Annotated in this window: 1 protein-coding gene; it reads right to left on the bottom strand. The window is 66.6% G+C overall.

Translation table 11 applies throughout. The annotated features are described in order from the left end of the window. Nucleotides 1–163 precede the first annotated feature (163 nt). Nucleotides 164–22,843 (bottom strand): non-ribosomal peptide synthetase, encoded by a 22,680-nt coding sequence (locus XpruCFBP8353_RS15565; RefSeq protein ID WP_101364037.1) that lies wholly within the window; start codon nt 22,841–22,843, stop codon nt 164–166.

The following is a 22,843-nucleotide window of genomic DNA, read 5'->3' as shown; positions in this document are numbered from 1 at the left end:
TGACTGTTCGGACCCGTATTGCACTGGTTCGAGGCGACGCATGCCTGTTGCATCCTCTCCCATGCAGCGGGCGTGCGCGGTAGGCAGAGCGTGCGCGGCACACCTCGTCGTTGCGCTGTGCCGCGACCGTCGGCGGACGAGCGCTTCTGCGGATCATGCCCGTTCATGCGAGGTAATCCTCGCGGTCGCTGGCCGTGATCATGTCGTCGCTATGCACCTCGGTCGCCTCCAGCAGGGCCGCCAGCGCGGCCAGGTTGGAATGGGCGAACAGTTGCGAGACGGCGATGCGTCGCTGCAGCTGCGACTCGATACGTGCGATGAGTTGGACCGCCAGGAGTGAATGACCGCCGACTTCAAAGAAGTCGTCATGGCGGCCGACCCGCTCCACACCGAGCAGATCGCACCACAGACGCGCCAATGCCTGCTCGCAGGCGCCTTGTGGCGCCTGCGTCGCTGTGTCGTTGCCTGCCTGGCCAGAGGCACTGGGCAACGCGTCCCGATCAAGTTTGCCGTTCGCTGTGAGCGGCAGTCGTTGTAGCGGGATGTATGCGGTCGGTTGCATGTAGTCAGGCAATCGCTCGGCCAGCCAGGCGCGCAGACGCCGGCATAGAGCGGCGTCTTCGTCCGGATCCTCGGCGACGATGTACGCCAGCAGGCGCGGTTGATGAGCAGAATCGAACTGCACATGGACGACTGCCTGCGCTACCTGCGGGTGGCTGGCGAGCACCGCCTCGATCTCGCCCGGTTCGATACGGAAACCGCGTAGCTTCACTTGCGCATCGGCGCGCCCGAGGAAATCCAGGCTGCCGTCTTCCCGCCAGCGGGCCAGGTCGCCGGTGCGATACATGCGCGCTCCAGGCTCCATGGCGAACGGATCCGGCACGAAGCGTTCGGCGGTGGCGCCGGGCCGGCCGACATACCCCTGCGCCAGACCGACACCGGCCAGATGCAACTGGCCCGGAATACCGATCGGCACCGGTGTGCCGCGGGCGTCGACCAGATGCGCCTGCATGTGGCGGATCGGCTGCCCGATCGGAATACGCCGATCCGGCGGTGGCGGCTGTCGCAGGGCCAGCGTGGTGGCGAACTGGGTGGCCTCGGTCGGTCCGTAGGTTTGCAGCACCTGTTCCGGCGCATTGGCAGAGCCCAGTAGCAGTGCCAGCGCATGCGGGTCGGCGACATCGCCGCCAGTGATCAGATAGCGCAGCGTTGGCAGGGAGACGGCCAGCTGCGGTGCGTATGCCCGCAATACACCGGCCACCAGGATCAGGACGCTGATTGCATGCGTGCCGATAAAGCCCGCCAATGCGCCGGGATCGAGCACCACCGCCTGCGGCACTACCACCACGCAGGCGCCGCACAGCAACGGCGCCCAGACTTCCAGCGTGGTGGAATCGAACGCCGGGTTCGAGGCGAAGGCGAAGCGATCCTGCGCGTTCCAATCGGCGTAGTCCGGCGCGAGCACGAGATTGAGGATGCCGCAATGGGGAATGGCCACGCCCTTGGGCACACCGGTGGAGCCGGAGGTGTACATCACGTAAGCAGGCGCGTTGCCAGGTACCGTTGCCGCGGCAAAGCGCGTTGCGGTGGCGGTGAGCGCATCCACATCGACGGGCAGACAGTGCAATGCGCCGGCCCAGACTGGGTCCGTCTGTGGCGGATACAGCAACGCGACGGCATGGCAATCTTCTACCAACTGGGCCAATCGCAGCGCCGGCTGTTGCGGGTCAAGCGGCAAGTACGCCGCGCCCAGTTTGAGAATGGCCAATTGCGCGATCACCAGGGCGGCGCTGCGCGGCAGGGCTGTGGCCACGGTCATGCCGACGCCGACGCCCGCAGCACGTAATTGCTGGGCTAGCGCATCCGAGCGCATCTCCAGATCGGCGTAAGTCAGCTGCAGCGTCCCGTCGCAAACCGCCGGTGCCGTGGGTGTGCGTTGCAGCTGGTGCGCAAAGGCTGCATGCACGCTGGTCGGCATCGACTGCAGCGTTTCGCAGGCCGGCACATGCGGCAGATGCTGCTGCGCAGGCGCAGGCAGCGGCAGGTCGTCGGCCACCTGTGCCTCGCTGGCATCGGCGAGGGCGCACAGCAGCGCCTGGTAATAGGCCAGATGCCGCTGCAGCGTGGCGCGCTCGAACAGCGCCGTCGCGTAGATCAGCGATCCGGCGATGCTGTCGCGGCCGACGCGCATTTCCAGGGCCAGATCGGCCAATGCGACCGCTGTTCCGCCTTGCAGTGGTTGCAGCTGCAGGCCGGGCATCTCCAGCTCGCCCGAGGGCGTGGTGTCGGACGAAAACAGGACCTGGCACAGCGGTGCGTGCGCGAGCGTGCGGCTGGGCTGGACCGCTTCGATGACGCGGTCGAATGGCAGGTCCTGGTGCGCCTGCGCACCCAGCACGGCGCAGCAGACGCGTTCCAGCAACTGCGCCACGGTGGGCCGCCCGGACAGATCGATGCGCAGCGCCACGGTGTTGACGAAAAAGCCGATCAAGGGTTCGAGCTCGCTGCGATCGCGGCCGGCAAGCGGGCTACCGATCACCACCTCGTCCTGGCCACTGTAGCGGTGCAGCAGTAGCGCCCAGGCGGCGAGCAACGTCATGAACGGCGTGACGCCATGGTGCAGGCTCAGCGTGTGCAGGCCGGCGCTCACCGCCGCAGGCAGCGAGAAGGCGATGGTGTCGCCGTGGAAGTCCTGCCGTGCCGGACGCGTGTGGTCGGTCGGCAATGCCAGCAGCCGCGGCGCGTCGTGCAGGCGCTCGCGCCAATAGTCGAGCTGACGTTGCAGAACGTCGCCCTCCAGCCAGCGGCGCTGCCATACCGCGACATCGGCGTATTGCAGCGCCAACGGCGGCAGTGGATCGTGTTCTTGCCGGGCGTAAGCGCTATAGAGCGTGCCGAGTTCTTCGATCAGCACCCCCATCGACCAGCCATCGCACACCAGGTGATGCAGGGTGATCAACAGCACGTGCCGCTGTGGCGCCAGACGCAATAGATGACCACGCACGAGCGCAGTGCCCGGCGCGAAGGTGGTCTGCCGTTCGTCTGCACACAATTGCCGTACGCGCGAGGCCGGATCGTCCAGCGCGGACAGGTCGCTGTGGCGCAGAGCAAACCCGGTGTCGGCCGGCAACACCTCTTGCTGCGGTTGACCCGCACTGGCGACGATGCGCGTGCGCAGCGTTTCATGGCGCGCGACGATGCGGTCCAGCGCCTTGCGCAGCGCCGGCAGGTCCAGCGCACCGTCCAGATGTACGCCGGTACTGACCAGATAGGCAAGGTCGGTGTGCGGGTCCAACTGCGACAGAAACCATAACCGCTGTTGAGCAAAGGACAACGGCAGCGGCCTATCCCTTGGAACCGGCAGGATCGGCGGCAACGTGTTCGCTGCAGCGGCCGCGACGCAGCCGGCGAAGTCGGCCAGACGTGGATGGGCGAAGATGTCGGCCAGGCCCACATCGACCCCGAAATGGCTGCGCAGCCGTGATGCCAGGCGTACCGCAAGCAACGAGTGCCCGCCCAGCGCAAAGAAGCTGTCCTGACGGCCGACGCGATCGCAATCGAGCAGTTCGGCCCACACCATGGCCAGGGTCTGCTCAAACGGCCCGTGCGGCGGCACATGGGCTTGGGTGTCCAATTGCGTTCCGGCGTCGGGCACCGGCAACGCATTGCGATCCAGCTTGCGATTGGGCGTGAGTGGCAGTGCGTCCAGGCGCACATAGGCGCTGGGCAGCATGTAGTCGGGCAGGCGCTGGGCCAGGCACGTATGCAGCCGGTCCGGTTCGATCGCGTCGGCGACGACATAGGCCAGCAAACGCGTCGTTGCAGTCGCGTCCTGGCGCGCGCAGACCGCCGCTTCGCGCACGCCGGGATAGTCCAGCAGCACGTTCTCGATTTCGCCCAGTTCGACGCGGAATCCACGCAGCTTGAGCTGCTGGTCGTTGCGGCCGAGGAACTCCAGGCTGCCGTCGGCGTTCCAGCGCGCCAGGTCGCCCGTGCGATACATGCGCTGCCCGGCGCCAAGCGCGAACGGGTCGGGCAGGAAACATTGCGCGCTCAGTGCCGGCCGTGCGTGGTAGCCGCGACCGACCTGTGCGCCTGCCACATACAGCTCTCCGGCCACGCCGATTGGCAGCGTGCGGAGACGAGCGTCGAGCACGTACAGACGCGCATGGCGCAGCGCGGTGCCGATGCTGATGCGGGTGGCGTTGGCGTCTTCGGTGCACAGACGGGCTGCGGTGCAGGAAATCGCGGTTTCGGTGGGGCCGTAGGTGTTGATCAGCGTGATCGCCTGCAGCCCGAGCCCATACCACTGCTGCAGTTGGTAGGGCGACAGAACGTCGCCGGTGATGTTGATCAGGCGCACCTGCTGTAGCTGCTGGCGCGCTTGTTCGGGCGCTTGCGTCCATACGCTCACCAGCGCATGCCAATGCGCGCTGGTCAGATGCAGCACACTGGCGGGCGTTGGTGTGGCAACGGCATCCAGCGGCAATGGCGCCAGCCGCAGGCAGGCGCCGGCGATCAGCGCAGGCAGCAGTTCTTCCAACGACAGATCGAAGTTGATCGAATTCTGCTGCAGGACGTCGTCTTCGCCGCTCAGGCCAAACAGCTCGGCGGCGGCGACGCAGTAGGCGGCCAACGCGCCGTGCTCGACCATGACTCCCTTGGGACGTCCGCTGGAACCGGAGGTGTAGATCAGATAGGCCAACTGCGCGGCATGCGGCGCGGCAATTTCGGTCGGTACGGCAATCACCGCGTCGCCAGGGGCGTCGTACCACAGCAGCGGCACGTCGACCTGTGGCGGCAGCGCGTATGCGCATGCCGAGGTTGCTACCAGAATCTGCGGCTGGCAGTCGCGCAGGATGTCGGTACGGCGTTGCGCGGGATACTCCGGGTCCAGCGGTACGTAGGCCGCGCCCGCCTGGAATACGCCCAGCAGCGTTGCCACCAGATCGATGCCGCGCGGCATGCATACCGCGACCCGCGCTTCCGGCCCGATGCCCAAGGCACGCAGACGGCAGGCCAGGCGCTCGGCGCGTTGGGCGAGTTCAGCATAGGTGAGGGTGCTGCCGTGGGCATCGATCAACGCCGGTGCCTGCGGCGTGCGCGCCGCCTGTGCAGCGAACAAGTGCGCGATGCCGACTGCGGGGGCGTCGCTGGGCGCCGGGTTGAAGCCAACGACGATGTCAGTGCGCATGAGCTCCGGCAGGATATGCAGATCATGCAAGGCGGTGTGCGGTGCATCGGCAAGCGCTTGCGAAACTTGCCGCAGGGCTTCGAGCATGAGCTGACCGACCGACTCGGGTGTGGCAGCGGGCCCGGTCTGCACATCCAACCAGAAACCGCGGTCGTCATCGTTCACCGACAAGGACAGCGGATAGTTGGTGCGCTCGCTGGCGCCCAGCGATTGCATGCCGGCCCAGTCCGGCAGCGTATCCGACGCCTGGCTGCTGGCGACGTGGCGATAGTTGAGCAGGGCGGTGAACAACGGCGCCGGCGCAGCGACGCCGCTGCAGCGCTGAGCCAGACTCAACGGTGCGTGCTCGTGCTGCATGAGCATCGCCAACAGTCCCTGCACCGTGCTTACCGCATCGGCCACGCTGGTGGTGTCGATGCGCAGGCGCAGCGGCAGGGTATTGAGGAACATGCCCAGCACGCGGTGGATGCCGCTGCCGCCCTGCATGCGACCGAACAGCGTGGTGCCGAACACCACGTCGTCGCGTCCGCTGGTAGTGGCCACCACCAGTGCGTAGGCGAGATGGAACAGGCTGGCCATGCTCACATTCAGCGCACGCGCGTGCGCGCGCAGCGCCTGGGTCAGCGCATCGGGAACCTGCAGGTGCGCTTCGCGCACCGTGCTGCCATCGCCGTGCACATCCAGCATGCCGTAGGGCGCGGTGGTCTGCGTGACGTCGCCCAGCAGTTTGCTGAAGAACGCTTCCTGCGTCTGCGCCGCGCCGCGCAGCCGGGCGCGAGCGACGAATTCGCGGAACGGCAGTGGCGCCGGCAGGGCGTCTGCGGTGCCGGCCAGGAACGCGCCAACTTCCTCGATCGCCAGATCCATCGAGGTGTGGTCCATCACCAGGTGGTGGTAGAGCATGCCGAGCAACCAACGCTGGTTGACCGCGTCGTGGATCAGGTGCGCATGCAGTAGCGGCGCCTGTTGCGGATCGATCCGCGCCTGCGGGGATGTCAGACAGCGCTGCAGTTGCTCCAGTGCATCGTCGCTCTCCAGAACATGGGAATGCAGTCGCAGTGGCGCCTGTCGCCAGACCACTTGCACCGCTTCACGCACGCCATGCCAGACAAAGGCGGTACGCAGGATGTCGTGACGCGCGATCACGCTGTTCAATGCGGCCAGGAAGCGGTCGAGCTCTGCACGGCTGGCGAATGCGTGCAGACCGGGCATGACATAGGGGTCGCTGTCGGTATGTTGCAGGTGGTGAAACAGCAAGCCTTCCTGCAGCGAGGCCAGCGGATAGATGTCCTGCACGTTGGCAGCGCCGCCGGCGACGGTCGCCACCACCGCGTCGATCTCGGTCTGGGTCAGCGCGACCAGCGGCAACAGGTCGGGTGTGATCCGCGTGCAATCGCGCACGATCCGGTTGGCCGGCACCGGCGCGATTGCCGCCGGACGTAGCGCGTCTGCCAGCGTGCCCAGCACCGGTGTATTGAACAGGGCGCCGATGTCCAACTGCCAACCGGATTGCTGCAGGCGTTCGATCAACACGATCGCCAGTAGCGAATCGCCGCCGAGGGCGAAAAAGCTGTCGTTGCGGCCAATCCGCTCGATCTCGAGCAGTTCGCTCCACAGGGTGGCCAGTAGGATTTCCTGCTCGCCTTCCGGGGCCAGATACGCCTGTGCGGCGAGGGCGTCCGCGCCCGGTGCCGGCAGTGCGCGGCGATCGAGCTTGCCGTTGGCGGTGAGCGGCAGAGCATCGAGTCGCACATAGGCGCTTGGCAGCATGACCTCGGGCAGGCGTGCAGCCAAGGCTTCGCGCAGTGCCAACGGAGCGCTCTGGTTGCCGGCGTCGTCTACCAGATACGCCACCAGGCGTTGCTCGCCGGGTGTGTCTTCGCGCAGCAGCACGGCGGCGTCCCGCACGCCAGCGCAGGCACGCAGCGCGGCGACGATTTCGCCCAGTTCGATGCGGAAGCCGCGCAGCTTGACTTGGTCGTCGTTGCGGCCGAGGACGTCGAGTGTGCCGTCGGCATGCCAACTGGCCAGGTCGCCGCTGCGGTACATGCGTTGACCGGGCTGTGCTGCAAACGGATCGGGCACGAAGCGTTCGGCGGTCAAATCGGGGCGACCGAGGTAGCCGCGTGCCAGTTGCGGTCCGGCGATATGCAGGTGCCCGGCGACGCCGATCGGCGTCAGCTGACCGTGGCGATCGAGCACATGGATGCGTAGATGGTCGATCGGACGGCCGATCGGCACCCGACCATTCGGGGCTGGGGCATCGTGCGTTGCGTCGTGTACCACGCAGCCGACCACGGTCTCGGTCGGGCCGTATTCGTTGATCAAGCGGGTGTTGGGGGCGAGTGCTTGCCAACGTGCGAGTGTGGCTGGAGATAAAGCTTCGCCCCCGATCACCATCACCGCCGGGCTGAGCGGTTCGGCATGGTCGGCGAATTGCTGGCCCAGCACTTCCAGATGGGCTGGCGTGAGTTTGACCAAGCCCAACGGGGTGGGATCGCATAGACGCTGGCGCAAGGCGCCCAGCGTGTTGTGCTCAGGCAGCAGTTCGACCCTGGCTCCACACAACAACGGTGCCAGCAGGCTGGTCAGCGTGGCGTCGAAGGCCAGCGAGGACGACACCACCGCGCTGGGGAATGGGCGATAGGTCTCGCTCGCCCACTGCAGGTAATGCGTGGCGCCTGCGTGGGTAAGCAGCGTGCCTTTGGGTTGTCCGGTGGAGCCGGAGGTGTAGATGACGTAGGCCAGGTTGTCCGGGCACAGGCCGGGGATGGTCGGTGCGCCTGGATCGTGCAGATCCACATCTGCATCCTGATCCAATGTCAGCACGCTGGCGCCTTGCATGGCACGGCCGAGAGACTGCAGCCGCGCGTGCAGGGCGTCACACGTCAGCACCGCACGCGGGCGGCTATCGTCGAGCAGGAAGGCCAGGCGTGCGTCGGGCAGCTCCGGGTCCAGCGGCAGATAGGCGGCGCCGGCCTTGAGCGTCGCCAGTAGCGCGACGATCTGCTCGATACCGCGCGGCAAGTACAGCGCGACGCGGTGTTCCGGTGTCACACCTAGAGCACATAAGCGATGCGCCAGCCGGTTGGCGCGCGCATCGAGCGCCGCGTAGCTGAGTTCGCGGTTATCGGCGTACAGCGCGATGGCGTTGGGTGTGCGACGGACCTGCGCTTCGAACAGATGATGGATGCATTGTGCGTGCGCGAGCGGAGTCGTTTCGGTGACGGTGAAGTCTTGCAGCTGAGCGCGTTCATCGGCGGGCAGCAGGTGTAGCGCGTGCAGGGCCGTCTCCGGCGCGTCTTCCAGCGCCTTCACTAATGCCTGTACAGCTTGCAGCATCAGCGCAATGACACGCGCGGCACCGATGCGCTGGTCCACCTGGACTTGCAGTGCAAAACTCGCATTCGCACGGATGTCATCGACCGAAAGCGTCAGCGGGTAACTGGTACGATCCTGCGACTCCAGCATCTGTATGCCATGCCAGGCCTGCGATGTTCCGCTCGGCGCTTGCACTGCGCTGCCGCCGGCATGCCGGTAGTTGAGCAATGCAATGAACAGCGGTGCGGGTGCGACGATGCCGCTGCATCGCTGTGCCAGGGCCAGCGGGGCATGTTCGTGATGGATCAACTGGGCGAGCCGCTGCTGGGTGTCGCGCACCGCGTCGTGTACGCCGCGATGATCGCGGCGCAGTCGGATAGGCAGGGTGTTGATGAACATGCCCAGCACCCGGTGTGCACCGCTGCCGGCATGCATGCGCCCGAACAGCGTGGTACCGAACACGACATCGTCGCGGCCGCTGGCCTGGGCCAGCATCAGCGCATAGGCCAGGTGAAACACGCTGGCGGGGCTGACGTCGAGACGTCGCGCCTGCAAGCGCAATGCGGCGCATAACGGCTGTGGCAGTAACTGCTGGTGCTCCTCGATCTCGGCGCCACTGCCGCGCACTTCCCACAAATCAAACGGTGCGGTGGGTGTCTCCAGATCGCCAAGCTGTTGCGTGAAGAAAGCACGGTGCTCTGCCTCGCTCACGCCCAGGCGTGCCTGCGCGACCAGATTGCGAAATGGCAGCGGCTCGGGGAGTTGCTGCTGGCGCTGATCCAGATGCGCTTGCACTTCTTCGATCAACAATTCCAGCGTGGTGTGATCGATCATCAGGTGGTGGGTCTGCAGGCCCAGCAACCAGCGTGCGTGGTGCCGATCCTCGACAAGATGGCCACGCAGCAGCGGTGCCTGGGTGATATCCATGCGAGCGCTGCGTGGGTCCATGCGCTGCTTCAACGCTGCCAGCACATCGGAGGCATCGATGCAGTGTTCCTGACGCGGGAGGGTGGCGTGACGCCAGACGATCTGCACGGGCGCGCTCAGGCCCTGCCAGGCGAAACCGGTGCGCAGGATGTCGTGGCGGGCAATGACCGCTTCCAGCGCGGCAATGAACGCGTCCAGCTGCGCGCGGGTGTCGAAGGCCAGCACACTGAAGCTCAGGTAGGCATCGCTCAGAGAGCTGGCACGGTGATGGAACAACAGGCCTTCCTGCAGTGCGGTCAGCGGGTAGATGTCCTGCACGTTGGCCGCACCGCCATCGACGGTGGCCACGGCTGCGTCGATCTCGTCCTGGGTCAGTTGCACCAGCGGCAAGAGCGCGGGCGTGATGCGGGTGCAATCGACGGTGATGCGGTTGGGGGGCACCTCGACCGCGCCGCTGGGACGCAGCGCGGCGGCCAGGTCGGCCAGGGTGGTGGCGCCGAACAGCGCACGCACCTGCAGCGCCCAGCCATGCTGGCGCAGACGCTCGATCAGCTTGATGGCCAGCAACGAGTGACCGCCCAGGGCGAAGAAGCTGGCGTGACGGCTGACCTGCTCGACGCCGAGCAGCTCGCTCCATAGCGCGGCCAGCAGTCCTTCCAGTTCGCCCTCGGGCGCCACGTAGGTGTGCGTGGCGAGTGCATCGGTATCCGGTGCTGGCAGCGCACGGCGATCGAGCTTGCCGTTGGGCGTTAGCGGGAGTGCGTCCAGCTGCACATAGGCGGCTGGCAGCATGACTTCGGGAAGGCGGCTAGCAAGTTCGGTGCGCAAGTTGCCTGCATCAAGTGCGAGGCCATTGCCGACCAGATAGGCGACCAGCCGTTTGCCGCCGCCGCTATCTTCAGCAGCGATGACAACCGCATCGCGTACGCCAGCGCAACTGCGCAGCGCGCTTTCGATTTCGGCCAGTTCGATGCGCACGCCACGCAACTTGATCTGGTCGTCGTTGCGACCGAGAAACTCCAGGTTGCCGTCGGCAGTCCAACGCGCCAGGTCGCCGGTCTTATACATGCGTTGGCCGGGCTGTTGGGCGAACGGATCGGGGACGAAGCGTTCGGCGGTCAGGTCCGGACGCCGCAGATAGCCACGCGCCAGGCCATGGCCGGCGATATGCAGTTCGCCGGCCACGCCGATCGGCGCGGGTCGGCCGTGCGGATCGAGCACGTACAGGCGGACATTGGCCATCGGCCGGCCGATCGGCAGGCGCTCGCCGTGCTGGACACCGTCCAGATGCAGGCTGGCGCAGACGCTGGCCTCGGTGGGGCCATAGGCGTTGATGACGCGGGTGTGCGCTTGCCAGCGGCGGGCCAGGTCGGTGTCGGCCGCCTCGCCGGCCAGCACCAGGGTCTGCAGGCTGGGGCAACTGACCTGTTCGGGCAGCGAGGCCAGCACGGTCGGGGTCACGGTCAGATGGGTGATGCGCTGTTGCTGCAATACCTCGAGCAAGGCCGATCCGGCTAACGCCTCGGCCCGCGGGACGTGCAGGCAGGCGCCGGCCAGCCAGGCCATCAGCAGCTCGGACACGCAGGCGTCGAAGCCGATGCTGGCAAGTTGCAGCACGCGGCTGTGCGGCTGCACGCCGAAGGCGGCGATCTGGGCCACGGCCAGATTGACCAGGCCGCGATGGCTGACCATGACGCCCTTGGGCTGACCGGTGGAGCCGGAGGTGTAGACGACGTAGGCCAGGTGATCTGGATGCAAGCCATCGATGACCGGCGCGTGGTCGTGGGCCGTGTCCGCGGCCGAGGTCGGTACATCGAGCAGCAGGACGCGGGTCTGCTGCAGGGCGCGACTGGCGGGCAATTGCTGCTGCAGCTGCGTGTCGGTGAGCACGACGCGCACGCGGGCATCGTCGAGCATGAAGGCGACCCGCTCGGTGGGCTGATCGGGGTCGAGCGGGACATAGGCGCCGCCGGCCTTGAATACGGCCAACAGAGCGACCAGGCGCTCGGCGCCGCGCGACAGATACAGCGCCACGCGCGTGTCCGGGCGCACGCCAGCGGCGATCAGGCGGTGGGCCAGGCGGTTGGCGCGTGCATCCAGCTGCGCGTAGGACAGCTGCAGCTGCGCATCGGACAGCGCCGGTGCGTCGGGAGTGCGCCGGCACTGCGCAGCGAACAGTGGCTGCAACAGCGGTGCGTCCGGCCACGGCGCAGCGCTGTGGTTGAACTGCTGCAGCAGCTGTGTGCGTTGGTCTTCGGGTAGCAGTGGTAGCGCGCTCACCGCGCAGGCCGGTTGTGCGGTCATGGCCCGCAACACCGTGATCCACATCTGCATCCAGCGTTGCACGGTGGCGCGCTCGAACAACGTGCTGGCGTAAATCACCGAGCCGTGCAAGCCCGCATCGGTTTCGCTGATCGACCACCACAGGTCCACCTGGGCGGAGACCTGTCCAGTCGGCAGCGTGGTGATGTGCAGCCCCGGCAGCGTCAGGTCCTCTTGCGGCGTGTTCTGCATCGCCAGGACCACTTGGTAAAGCGGTGCATGCGCCATGCTGCGGCTGGGGTTGAGCGCTTCGATGACCTGTTCGAACGGTAGATCCTGATGGTCCTGTGCGGCCAAAGCAATCGCGCGCACCTGCGCCAGCAGCGCGGCGACCGACGGATCGGCCGACAGGTCGATACGCAATGCCTGGGTGTTGAGGAACAGGCCGATCAGCGGTTCGAGTTCGCTGCGGTTGCGGTTGGCCACAGGAGAACCGATGACAACCTCCTGCTGACCCGACAAGCGTGCCAGCAGGATCGCCCAACCGGCTAACAAGGTCATGTACAAGGTGGCGCCGTGGCGCTCAGACAGCGCCTTCAGCGCGATGCTGGTGGGCTGATCTACCTGGAAGGTCAGCGCGTCGCCGCGATAGTCCTGCAGCGCCGGACGCGGCCGGTCGGTGGGCAGTTCCAGCAGCTCGGGGGCACCGGCCAGATGATCCTGCCAGAAGCGACGCTGGCGTTGCAGGGCGTGTTCGCCGAGCGTGTGCTGCTGCCAGACCGCCACATCGGCGTATTGCAGTGGCAGCGGCGGCAGCGGATCGGGCTGGCCGTCGATCATTGCGGTGTACAGCGCAACGAACTCGCGCACCAGCACGCCGATGGACCAGCCGTCGGCGACCAGGTGATGCAGGGTCAGGAACAACACATGCGTGTCGTTGCCGAGCCGCAACAAGCGTCCGCGCGCCAGCGGGCCATTGCTCAGATCGAAGACCTCATTGGCTTCGTGTTGCGCATGTGCCCGGATCTCGGTGTCGGCATCGGGATGCTGGGAGAGATCGAAACGGCGCAAGGCAAAGCCGCTGTCGGCCGGGGCAATCTCCTGTCTCGCTCCGCCATCAACCGCGACGAAGCGCGTGCGCAACGCTTCATGCCGGGCCACGATCCGATCCAGCGCCCGCTGCAAGACATCGGCCGCGAGCGCGCCGTGCAGGCGCAGGCCGATCGGGATATGCGAGGCCAGATTGGCGCGCGTGTCTAATTGGGCGAGGAACCACAGGCGCTTCTGGGCGAAGGACAGAGGAAGCGGCTGGCGACGATCGGCCGGCACGATGGCCGGCAGGGCGATGGCAGCGGCGCCTTCCAGCACATGGGCCAAGTCGGCCAGGCGTGGCTGGGCGAACAGCGTGGCCAGCGGCAGTTCCCGGCCCAGCGTGCCGCGCAGACGCGAGATCAGCCGCATCGCCAGCAGCGAATGTCCGCCCAGGGCGAAGAAACTGTCGTGGCGGCCGACTCCTTCGATGCCGAGCAATTCGCTCCACAGTGCGGCCACTTGTGTTTCCATCTCGCCTTCCGGTGCAACGTAGGCCTGTGCTGCGAGCGCATCGGCATCCGCTGCCGGCAGTGCGCGGCGATCGAGCTTGCCGTTGGTCGTCAACGGCAAGGTATCGAGCCACACATAGGCGCTGGGGAGCATGACCTCGGGCAGGCATGCGGCCAGTTGCGTGCGCAGTGCGTCGGCAGTGGGCACATCAGTGCCGTCCAGCGGCGTTGCATCGCCGACCAGATAGGCGATCAATCGTTTTTCGCCTGCGTTCTCGCGGGCAATGACGACAGCCTCGCGCACACCATTGCAGGCACGTAGCGCGGCAGCGATTTCGCCGAGTTCGATGCGTACCCCGCGCAGCTTGATCTGCTCGTCGTTGCGGCCGAGATACTCCAGCGCGCCATCGACGCGCCAGCGCGCCAGATCGCCCGTGCGATACATGCGCTGGCCGGGCTGTTCTGCGAACGGATCGGGGACGAAGCGCTCGGCGGTCAGATCAGGCCTGCCCAGGTAGCCGCGGGCGAGCTGTACGCCGGCGATCTGCAGTTCGCCGGTCACACCGACCGGTGCGAGTGCGCGATGCGCATCGAGCACGTGCAGGCGGGTGTTGGCAATCGGTCGGCCGATCGGCACATTGGTTACATCCGCATCGCTGCATTCCCAGACGCTGACATCCACCGCCGCTTCGGTTGGGCCGTAGAGGTTGTACAACCGCGTTTGCGGCAAGCGAGCAAGTGCGTCAGCCGCCAAATCCGCTGGCAAGGCTTCGCCGCTGCAGACGATGCGTTGCAGACTCGCGCATGCGCCTTGCGGCAAAGCGTCCAGGAACACGCGCAACATCGAGGGCACGAAGTGCACGGTGTCGATACCGGTCTGCTCGATCAGTGCGATCAGATAAGCAGGATCCTTGTGGCCACCGGGTTCGGCCAGCACCAGACAGGCACCGACGCGCAACGGCCAGAACAGTTCCCAGACCGACACATCGAAGCCGACCGGGGTTTTCTGCAACACACGCTGCGAGGAGTGCAGTTGCAGCGCCTGCTGCATCCACTGCAGGCGGTTGTCGATACCGGCATGGGTGTTGACCACGCCCTTGGGCTGGCCGGTCGAGCCGGAGGTGTAGAGGACGTAGGCCGGATGCTGCGGGTGCAAGGCCGGCACGACGGGGGCGTGCGTGGGCGCCTTCTTCCACGCAGCCTGGTCGGTATCCAGAAGCACCGTGTTTTGCTGTTCGCGTCGCTCAAGCCGCGCGGCAGTCTCGCGATAGGCGAGCAGAACAGCAGGCTGCGCATCGGCGAGCATGCCGTCCAAGCGCGCGGGCGGTACATCTGTTTCCAGCGGTAGATAAGCCGCGCCGGCCTTCAGCACGGCGAGCAGCGCGACGACCAGATCGAGACTGCGTGGCAGACACACGGCTACGCGGTCTTCGGGTACCACACCAAGGGCGATCAGATGATGCGCAAGCTGGTTGGCGCGGGCATCGAGCGCGGCGTAGCTGAGTTCGACCTCACCTTCCACCAGCGCGACAGCCTGCGGCGTGCGCCGCGCCTGCGCTTGGATTGCACGATGCAGATAGCCGCTGCCATCGAGCTCGGCGGTCGTGTCATTGAAATGGTGCAGCGCTTGACGCTCGTTCTCCGGTAGCAGATCCAAGGCATGCAGTGCGGTCTGCGGTGCGTGCTCCAATGCCTGGATCAGTACCTGCAGGGTCTGCAGGAGCATCGCCGCGATACGTTCGGTACCGATCTTTTGGACGCATTGCACGTCCAGTGAAAATCCACCGCTGGGCTGTTGGTCGTTGACCGATACCAGCAATGGGTAGTGCGTGCGCTCCTGACCGGCGATCTCCTGTACCCCGTCCAGAGCGGCGAGGTCTTCGCCCTCTGGCTCCACGCCCAGGACCGCGCTGCCGCCGACGTAGCGGTAGTTGAGTAAGGCATTGAGCAAAGGGGTGGACGGATCCAGCGTGCTGCAGCGCTGGGCCAATGCCAGTGGGGCATGTTCGTGGTGCAGCAGCTGGGCCAGGCAGAGTTGCGTCTGGCGTACCGCATCCAGCACGCTGCCGTGGGACGCGTCGAGGCGGATGGGCAAGGTGTTGAGGAACATGCCCAGCACGCGGTCGACGCCGGCGCTGGCATGCATGCGCCCAAAGAGCAGCGTGGCGAATACAGCTTCAGTCGTGCCGCTGGTGCGGGCCAGCAGCAGGGCATAGGCCAGATGGAACAGGGTGGCGGCACTGATGCCATGTTGGCGCGCCTGAGTGCGCACGGCGGTGGCCAGTGTTGCAGGCACCGACAGGCGCAGAAAGTGCAGCGCGGCCGGGTCGCGCACCGGTGCAAGTACGCCGAATGGCGCGGTGGGTGCATCGATATCGGCGAGCATCGTGGTGAAAAACGCCTTGTGCTCCTGCTCGGACACACCGGCGTGCGCATGAGCGACGAAGTTGCGGAACGGCAAGGGCGTCGGCAATTGCTGGTGTCGCCCGTCCAGATGCGCGCGGACTTCCTCGATCACGAGTTCCAGCGTGGTGTGGTCCATGACCAGGTGATGCTGTTGCAGGCCGAGCAGCCAGCGTCCGGTGGTGGTGTCGTGGGCCAGATGGGCGTGGATCAACGGTGCGTGCTGCAGGCTCGGGGCTGCTTCGGGCGCGTGCAGCCAGGCCAGTAGCCCGGTCGCAGGGTCTGGTCCCTCGAAGCAATGCATCCGACGTGGCACGACCGCCTGGCGCCAGACCACCTGCACCGGTGCAGACAGTCCTTGCCAGACGACGCCGGTGCGCAGGATGTCGTGGCGGGCAATGACCTGATCCAGTGCGTCGAGGAAGCGGTCGAGTTGCTCTTTGGCAGGGAAGCCGAGCACGGACGAATGCAGATACGGGTCGGCGAGCGGATCGGCCAGGTGATGGAAGAGCAGGCCTTCCTGCAATGGCGCCAGCGGATAGATGTCCTGCACGTTGACCACGCCACCGTCGACGGTGGCCACGATCGCGTCGATCTCCGCTTGCGTCAGCGCGACCAGCGGCAGTAGGTCCGGAGTGATGCATGTGCACTCGGGCCCGATCCGATTGGGTGGCACCTCGATGGCGGAGGCGGTTTGCAGATTGACCGCCAGGCCCGCGGGCGTGGGCTGTGCGAACAATGCCCGCACATCGATTTGCCAGCCGAGCCGGCGTAGACGTTCGATCAGTTTGATCGCCAGCAGCGAGTGGCCGCCGAGGGCGAAGAAATCATCGTTGCGCCCGACTTGCTCGACGCCGAGCAGCTCGCTCCATAGCGTCACCAGCACCTGTTCCAATTCGCCTTGCGGGGCGACATAGGCGTGCAGATCGAGCGCCTGATCGTCGGGTACCGGCAGGGCGGCGCGATCGAGTTTGCCGTTGGGCGTCAGCGGCAGCGCATCGAGCTGCACGTAGGCCGCTGGCAGCATGTGGTCGGGTAAGCGCGTAGCGAGTTGGCTGCGCAGCGTTGCCGGCTCCAGTATCGAAGCATCGCCGACCAGATAGGCGACCAGGCGTTTCTCGCCAGTGTCGTCGCGCGCGATGACCACGGCTTCCTGCACGCCAGCGCAGCTGCGCAGTGCCGCTTGGATCTCTCCCGGCTCGATGCGAAAGCCACGGATCGTGACCTGCGCGTCGTTGCGGCCGAGGAAATCGAGTGTGCCATCGTCGCGCCAACAAGCCAGGTCGCCGGTCTTGTACATGCGCTCGCCGGCTTGTTCGGCGAACGGATCGGGCACGAAGCGCTCGGCGGTCAGGTCGGGGCGATGCAGATAGCCTTGCGCCAACTGCGCACCGGCGAGATGCAGTTCGCCGGCGACGCCGATCGGCGTCGGTTGGCCATGACGGTCGAGCACGTAAACACGGCTGCCTGGCAAGGGACGGCCGAGCGGAATCCGCGCTGCGTCGTCGGCAAGTGGGGCGACCGGGTGAACCACGCTGAACGTGGTCGCCTCGGTCGGGCCATAGCAATGCAGCAGCCGTTGCGGTGGCGCGTGGGCCAGGATGGCGGCGACGGTGCCGGCATCGACGCTGTCGCCGCCGGTGAGCAGACAACGCAGCCTCGGCAGGAGGTCGCGCAGGGCATGCCAGTAGCCAGGCAACAGCCCGGCGGTCAGATGCAGGATGCTGACCTGGTTGACGGTGAGGTGCTGGGCCAGTGCGCTTGGGTCAAGCAGGGTCGGTTGGTCGACGACGACGATGGCCGCGCCATGCAGCAGCGTGGCCCACACTTCGAAGGTGCTGGCATCGAACGCGGGATTGGCCAGGAACGCGACGCGGTCCTGCGACTGCAACGGCGCATGCTGCGGGTTGAGCGCAAACGCCAGCACGGCCGCATGCGACACGGCCACGCCTTTGGGGGTGCCGCTGGAGCCGGAGGTGTAGACGACATAGGCGATGCTTGCGGACGTCACCTGGACGTGCGGTACCACTGCCTCGCCAGTGAGCACTGCCCATTCCACTTGCAGACGTGGAAGGCCGACGGCATCGAGCGGGCAGTCGGCGTCGCATAACAGAGCGGCAGCGGCGCAGTCCTCCAGCAGAGCGTGCAAGCGTGCTGGCGGCTGCGCCGGATCCAGGGCGACATAGGCAGCGCCGCACATCAGCACCGCCAGTTCGGCCACGATCAACAGCGCCGAGCGCGGCAGCAGCAGCGCTACACAGCCGCCCGGCGTCACCCCCGAGGCGAGCAGCCGTTGTGCCAGGACGGCGGCCCGCTCCTGCAGCTCGGCGTAACTCACGACCAGGTCGCCGTCGATCAGTGCCGGTGCCGTCGGAAACTGACGCACCTGCGCCTGGAAGCGGGTGAGCAGCGTGTCGCCTGCCGCGCGCGGTGCGGTAGGGGTGGCATTGACGTCGTGCAGCAGCCATGCGCGTTCGCCTGCCGGAAGAATCTGCAGGGCGCACAGCGGTGTATCCGGTGCGCGACTCAGCGCTAGGTTCAGCTGCTGAAGCGCGTGCAGCATAAAGCCGGCAACGCGCTCCGCGCACAGGCATGGATCGATCTGCAGATCGAGCGAGAAGCCATCGCCGTCGTCGTTGACTGACAGCGACAAGGGATACGTGGTGCGTTCGCGCGCTTGCAACACGCGCACGCCTTGCCATGCCTCATCGTGTGCCACGTGCTCTGCTGCGCTTGGGGTGTGGCCGGCGTATCGGTAGTTGAGGAGTGCCGAGAACAGCGGCAGCGGCGCGCGGATGGCGCTGCAGTTGCGCACGTCTGTCAGCGCGACGTGTTCGTGGCACAGTAGTTCAGCCATCTGCTCCTGCATTCGGCGCACAGCATCGGTCACGCTGGTGGCGTCGATGCGCACGCGCAGAGGCAGTGTGTTGAGGAACATACCCAGTGCGCGGTCGGCGCCGTCACTACCACTCAGGCGACCGAACAGGACAGTGCCGAACACCACGTCGTTGCGTGCGCTGATGCGTGCGAGCAACACGGCATAGGCCAGGTGGAACAGGCTGGATGCATTCACGCCGAGGCGGCGGGCATGCGCGCGCAGCGAGTGGGCAATGTCTCGTGCAACCGGTACCCGCTGTTGTGCAGGCGCGCTGTTGATGTCGTTGCGAAGCAGGCCGAACGGCGTGGTCGGATGGTCGACATCGCGCAGCATACGGCTGAAGAAAGGCACATGTTCGGTGCTGATGGCACGCTGCGCCTGAGCGACGAAATTACGGAACGGCAGCGGCGCTGGCAATTGCTGCTGGCGACCGGACAGGTGCGCGCCGATCTCGGCAATGATCAGGTCCAACGTGGTGTGGTCCATCACCAAGTGGTGTGCCAACACACCGACAATCCACCGTTGCTGCGCCATATCTTCGCCCAGATGCGCCTGCAGCAGTGGCGCCTTGGCGAGGTCAAGGCGGGCGTGGTCGGGACCCATTCTGGTCAGCAACTCTGCTTGCGCGTCCTGCCCTTGCAGGGTGTACCGGTGGACCTGGAGGGCGGCGTGGCGCCAGACCACCTGCATCGGTGCCGGCAGGTCCTGCCAGACGATGCTGGTGCGCAGGATGTCGTGGCGCTGCACCACCTGGTCGAAGGCGCTCAGGAACGCTGCCGCCTGCTGTTGCGTTTCGAAGGCCAGCAGCGTGGTGTTTACGTACGGATCGGCTCCCGGGTCGGCGAGGTGATGGAACAGCAGGCCTTCCTGCAACGGTGCCAGCGGATAGATGTCCTGGATATTGGCCGTGCCGCCGTCGACCGTGCAGACGATGGCATCGATTTCGACTTGAGTGAGCTGCACCAGCGGCAACAGCGCGGGCGTGATGCGGCTGCAATCGGGCGCGATCCGGTTCTGCGGAATCGCGGCAGTTTTCTCCGGTCTCAGTGTCTCGGCGACGGCGGCCAGGGTCGCGTGGGTGAACAGTGCGCGTACGTCTAGCTGCCAGCCGTGTTGGCGCAGGCGCTCGATCAGTGTGATTGCCAACAGCGAATGGCCGCCGAGGGCGAAGAAGCTGTCGTGGCGACCGACGCGTTCGACGCCGAGCAGCTCGCTCCACACTGCGGCCAGCATCATTTCCAGCTCGCCTTCCGGTGCAACGTAGGCCTGTGTGGCGAGCGCATCGGCATCCGGCGCCGGTAGGGCGCGGCGATCGAGCTTGCCGTTGGCAGTCAGCGGCAGTGCGGGCAGCTGCACATAAGCCGCCGGCAGCATGTAGTCGGGCAGGCGGGCGCCGAGTCGGGTGCGTAAAGCGTCAGGGTCAAGCGCGACATCCGCATCGCCGACTACGTACGCGATCAAGCGCTTGTCGCCGGTGCTGTCCTCGCTGGCGATGACGGCGGCCTGACGCACGCCGTCACAGCCGCGCAAGGCTGCGACGATCTCACCGAGCTCGATCCGGAAGCCGCGGATCTTGACCTGCTCGTCGTTGCGGCCGAGATAGGCCAGGCTGCCATCGGCCTGCCAGCGCGCCAGATCGCCGGTCTTGTACATGCGTTCGCCGGGTTGCTCGGCGAACGGATCGGGGACGAAGCGTTCGGCGGTCAGGTCGGGACGGCCGAGATAGCCGCGCGCCAGCTGCACGCCGGCGATCTGCAGTTCGCCGGCCACGCCGATGGGTGCCAACTGGCCGTGCGTATCGAGCACGTGCAATTGCGTATTGGCGATCGGTCGGCCGATCGGCACGCCGTTGGCGTCGGCATCGGTGCATTCCCAGGCGCTGACATCCACCGCTGCTTCGGTCGGGCCGTAGAGGTTGTACAGGCGTGCCTGCGGCAGGCGGGCGCGTGCTGCTTGCGCCAGGTCCGCCGCTAGCGCTTCGCCGCTGCAGACGATGCGCCGTAGGCTGGCGCATGCGCCTTGCGGCAAGACATCCAGGAACACCCGTAGCATCGACGGCACGAAGTGCACGGTATCGATGCCGGCCTGCTCGATCAGGTCGATCAGATAGGCCGGATCCTTGTGCCCTCCCGGTTCCGCCAGCACCAGACGCGCGCCAACGCGCAGCGGCCAGAACAGCTCCCACACCGACACGTCGAAGCCGACCGGGGTTTTCTGCAACACGCGCTGCTCCGGTTGCAGCTGCAGCGCCTGCTGCATCCACAGCAGGCGGTTGTCGATGGCGGCGTGGGTGTTGACCACGCCTTTGGGCGTGCCGGTGGAGCCGGAGGTGTAGATGACGTAGGCCGGATGCTGCGGGAGCAGTGCCACCGTGGGCGCTTGTGTGGAAGCGCAGGCCCACAACGCGGCGTCGGCGTCCAGCAACACGGTGTGCCGATCGTCGCGTGGCGTCAACAGCGCCGCGGTGTGGCGATGGGCCAGCAGCACGCGGGGCCGCGCATCGGCGAGCATGCCGTCCAGGCGCGCGGGCGGTACGTCGGCGTCCAGCGGCAGGTAGGCGGCGCCGGCCTTGAGGATCGCCAGCAGGGCGATGACCAGGTCGATGCTGCGTGGCAGGCACACGGCGACACTGCTTTCCGGGACAACGCCCAACCCGATCAGGTGATGGGCAAGTCGATTGGCGCGGGCATCGAGGTCGGCATAGCTGAGCGTGCCGTGGTCGTCGGTCACGGCGATGGCGTCGGGCGTGCGCTGCGCCTGCGCTTCGATGGCGCGGTGCAGGTAGCCCGTGCCGCCCAGGTCGGTGGCGGTGGCGTTGAAGCCTCGTAACTGCGCGTGTTCGTCGTCCGCCAGCAGCGGCAGGTGCGCAACGCATGCGCGGTCGTCGGCGACCATGCCGCGCAGCAACGTCACGAACTGGGCCAGGTGGCGTTCGATCGTGCTGCGCTCGAATAGCGCGGTGGCAAAGGTGAGCTGGCCGACGATGCGCGTGCCGGTGTTCTGTAACGACAGTTCCAGGTCGAACTTCGCGCTGCGATGGTCGGCGCTGAAACGTTCCAGCTCCAGTCCAGGCAACGCCAGCATCTCCGGTGCACCGTCCTGCCAACTCAACAACACCTGGAACAGCGGATGGCGGGAGAGGTCGCGGACCGGATTGAGCGCTTCGACGAGTTGCTCGAAGGGCAGGTCCTGATGTGCCTGCGCTGCTGCCGCGAGAGTACGCACCTGGGCCAGCAACGCGGCGACGGTGGGGTTGCCGGAAAGATCGACGTGCAGCGCCTGGGTATTGGCAAAAAAGCCGATCACCGGCTCGAACTCTGCACGATGGCGATTGGCCACCGGGCTGCCGATCACCACACTGTCTTGGCCGGACTGCCGCGACAGCAAGACGCCCCAGCTCGCCATCATGGTCACGAACAACGTCACGCCATGGCGCTTGCTCAGCGCAGCGAGTGCGCTGCTCAGATCGGCGTCGAGCACGATCTCCACGCGGTCGCCGGCATGATCCTGCACCGCCGGGCGCGGGGATTCGCAGGGCAGGTCAAGCACCGTCGGCGCATTGCGAAGATGCGCACGCCAGAAATCGAGCTGCCGCTGCAGCGCGGGACCATCGGCCTGGCGCCGTTGCCAGGCCACGATGTCGGCGTATTGCAGCGACAATGCCGGCAACGGATCGTCCAGTCCCTGCGCCAGGGCCGTGTACAGCGTGCCCAACTCGCGGATCAGCAGGCCCATCGACCAGCCATCGGAGACGATGTGGTGCATGGTCAACAGCAGCACATGATCGTGTGCGGCCAGACACAGCAGACGGCCGCGGATCAGCGGACCTTGCGCCAGGTCGAACGGGGTGGTGGCTTCCTGCATTGCTTGCCGGTGTGCCTCGGCCTGGGCCTCCTCAAGGCCGCGCTGGGAAAGATCGATGTGCGTCAGTGCGAAGCCGCTGCCGGCCGGATCGATCCGCTGTTCGGCAGCGCCGTTCACCGTCACGATGCGAGTGCGCAAGGCCTCGTGCCGGGCCACGATCCGTTCCAGCGTCCGCTGCAATGCCGTCACTTGCAACGCGCCGCGCAGGCGCACCCCGGCCGGAATCAGGTAGGCCGACGCGCTGCCTGGATCCAGTTGTGCGAGCAACCACAGGCGTTGCTGGGCGAACGACAGCGGGATCGGCTGGCCTGGGTCGCGCCGCGGGATGCTGTCGCTGTCCGTATCGGCCGCATCATCGGCCGCATCGGCGTCCTCCAATAGATTCCACAGGCGCTCGATTTCATCGACGCTCAACGTGGACAGATCGGCAGGCAGTGTGGGGGACGATGACAT

Source organism: Xanthomonas prunicola (genome assembly GCF_002846205.1).
Taxonomy (GTDB): Bacteria; Pseudomonadota; Gammaproteobacteria; order Xanthomonadales; family Xanthomonadaceae; genus Xanthomonas; species Xanthomonas prunicola.
This window is presented reverse-complemented; position numbering and strand designations above follow the sequence as displayed.

What these genes read in the sequence shown, in the direction of transcription:
- XpruCFBP8353_RS15565 (WP_101364037.1), bottom strand. Translation starts at nt 22,843, where the DNA reads ATGTCATCGTCCCCCACACTGCCTGCCGATCTGTCCACGTTGAGCGTC.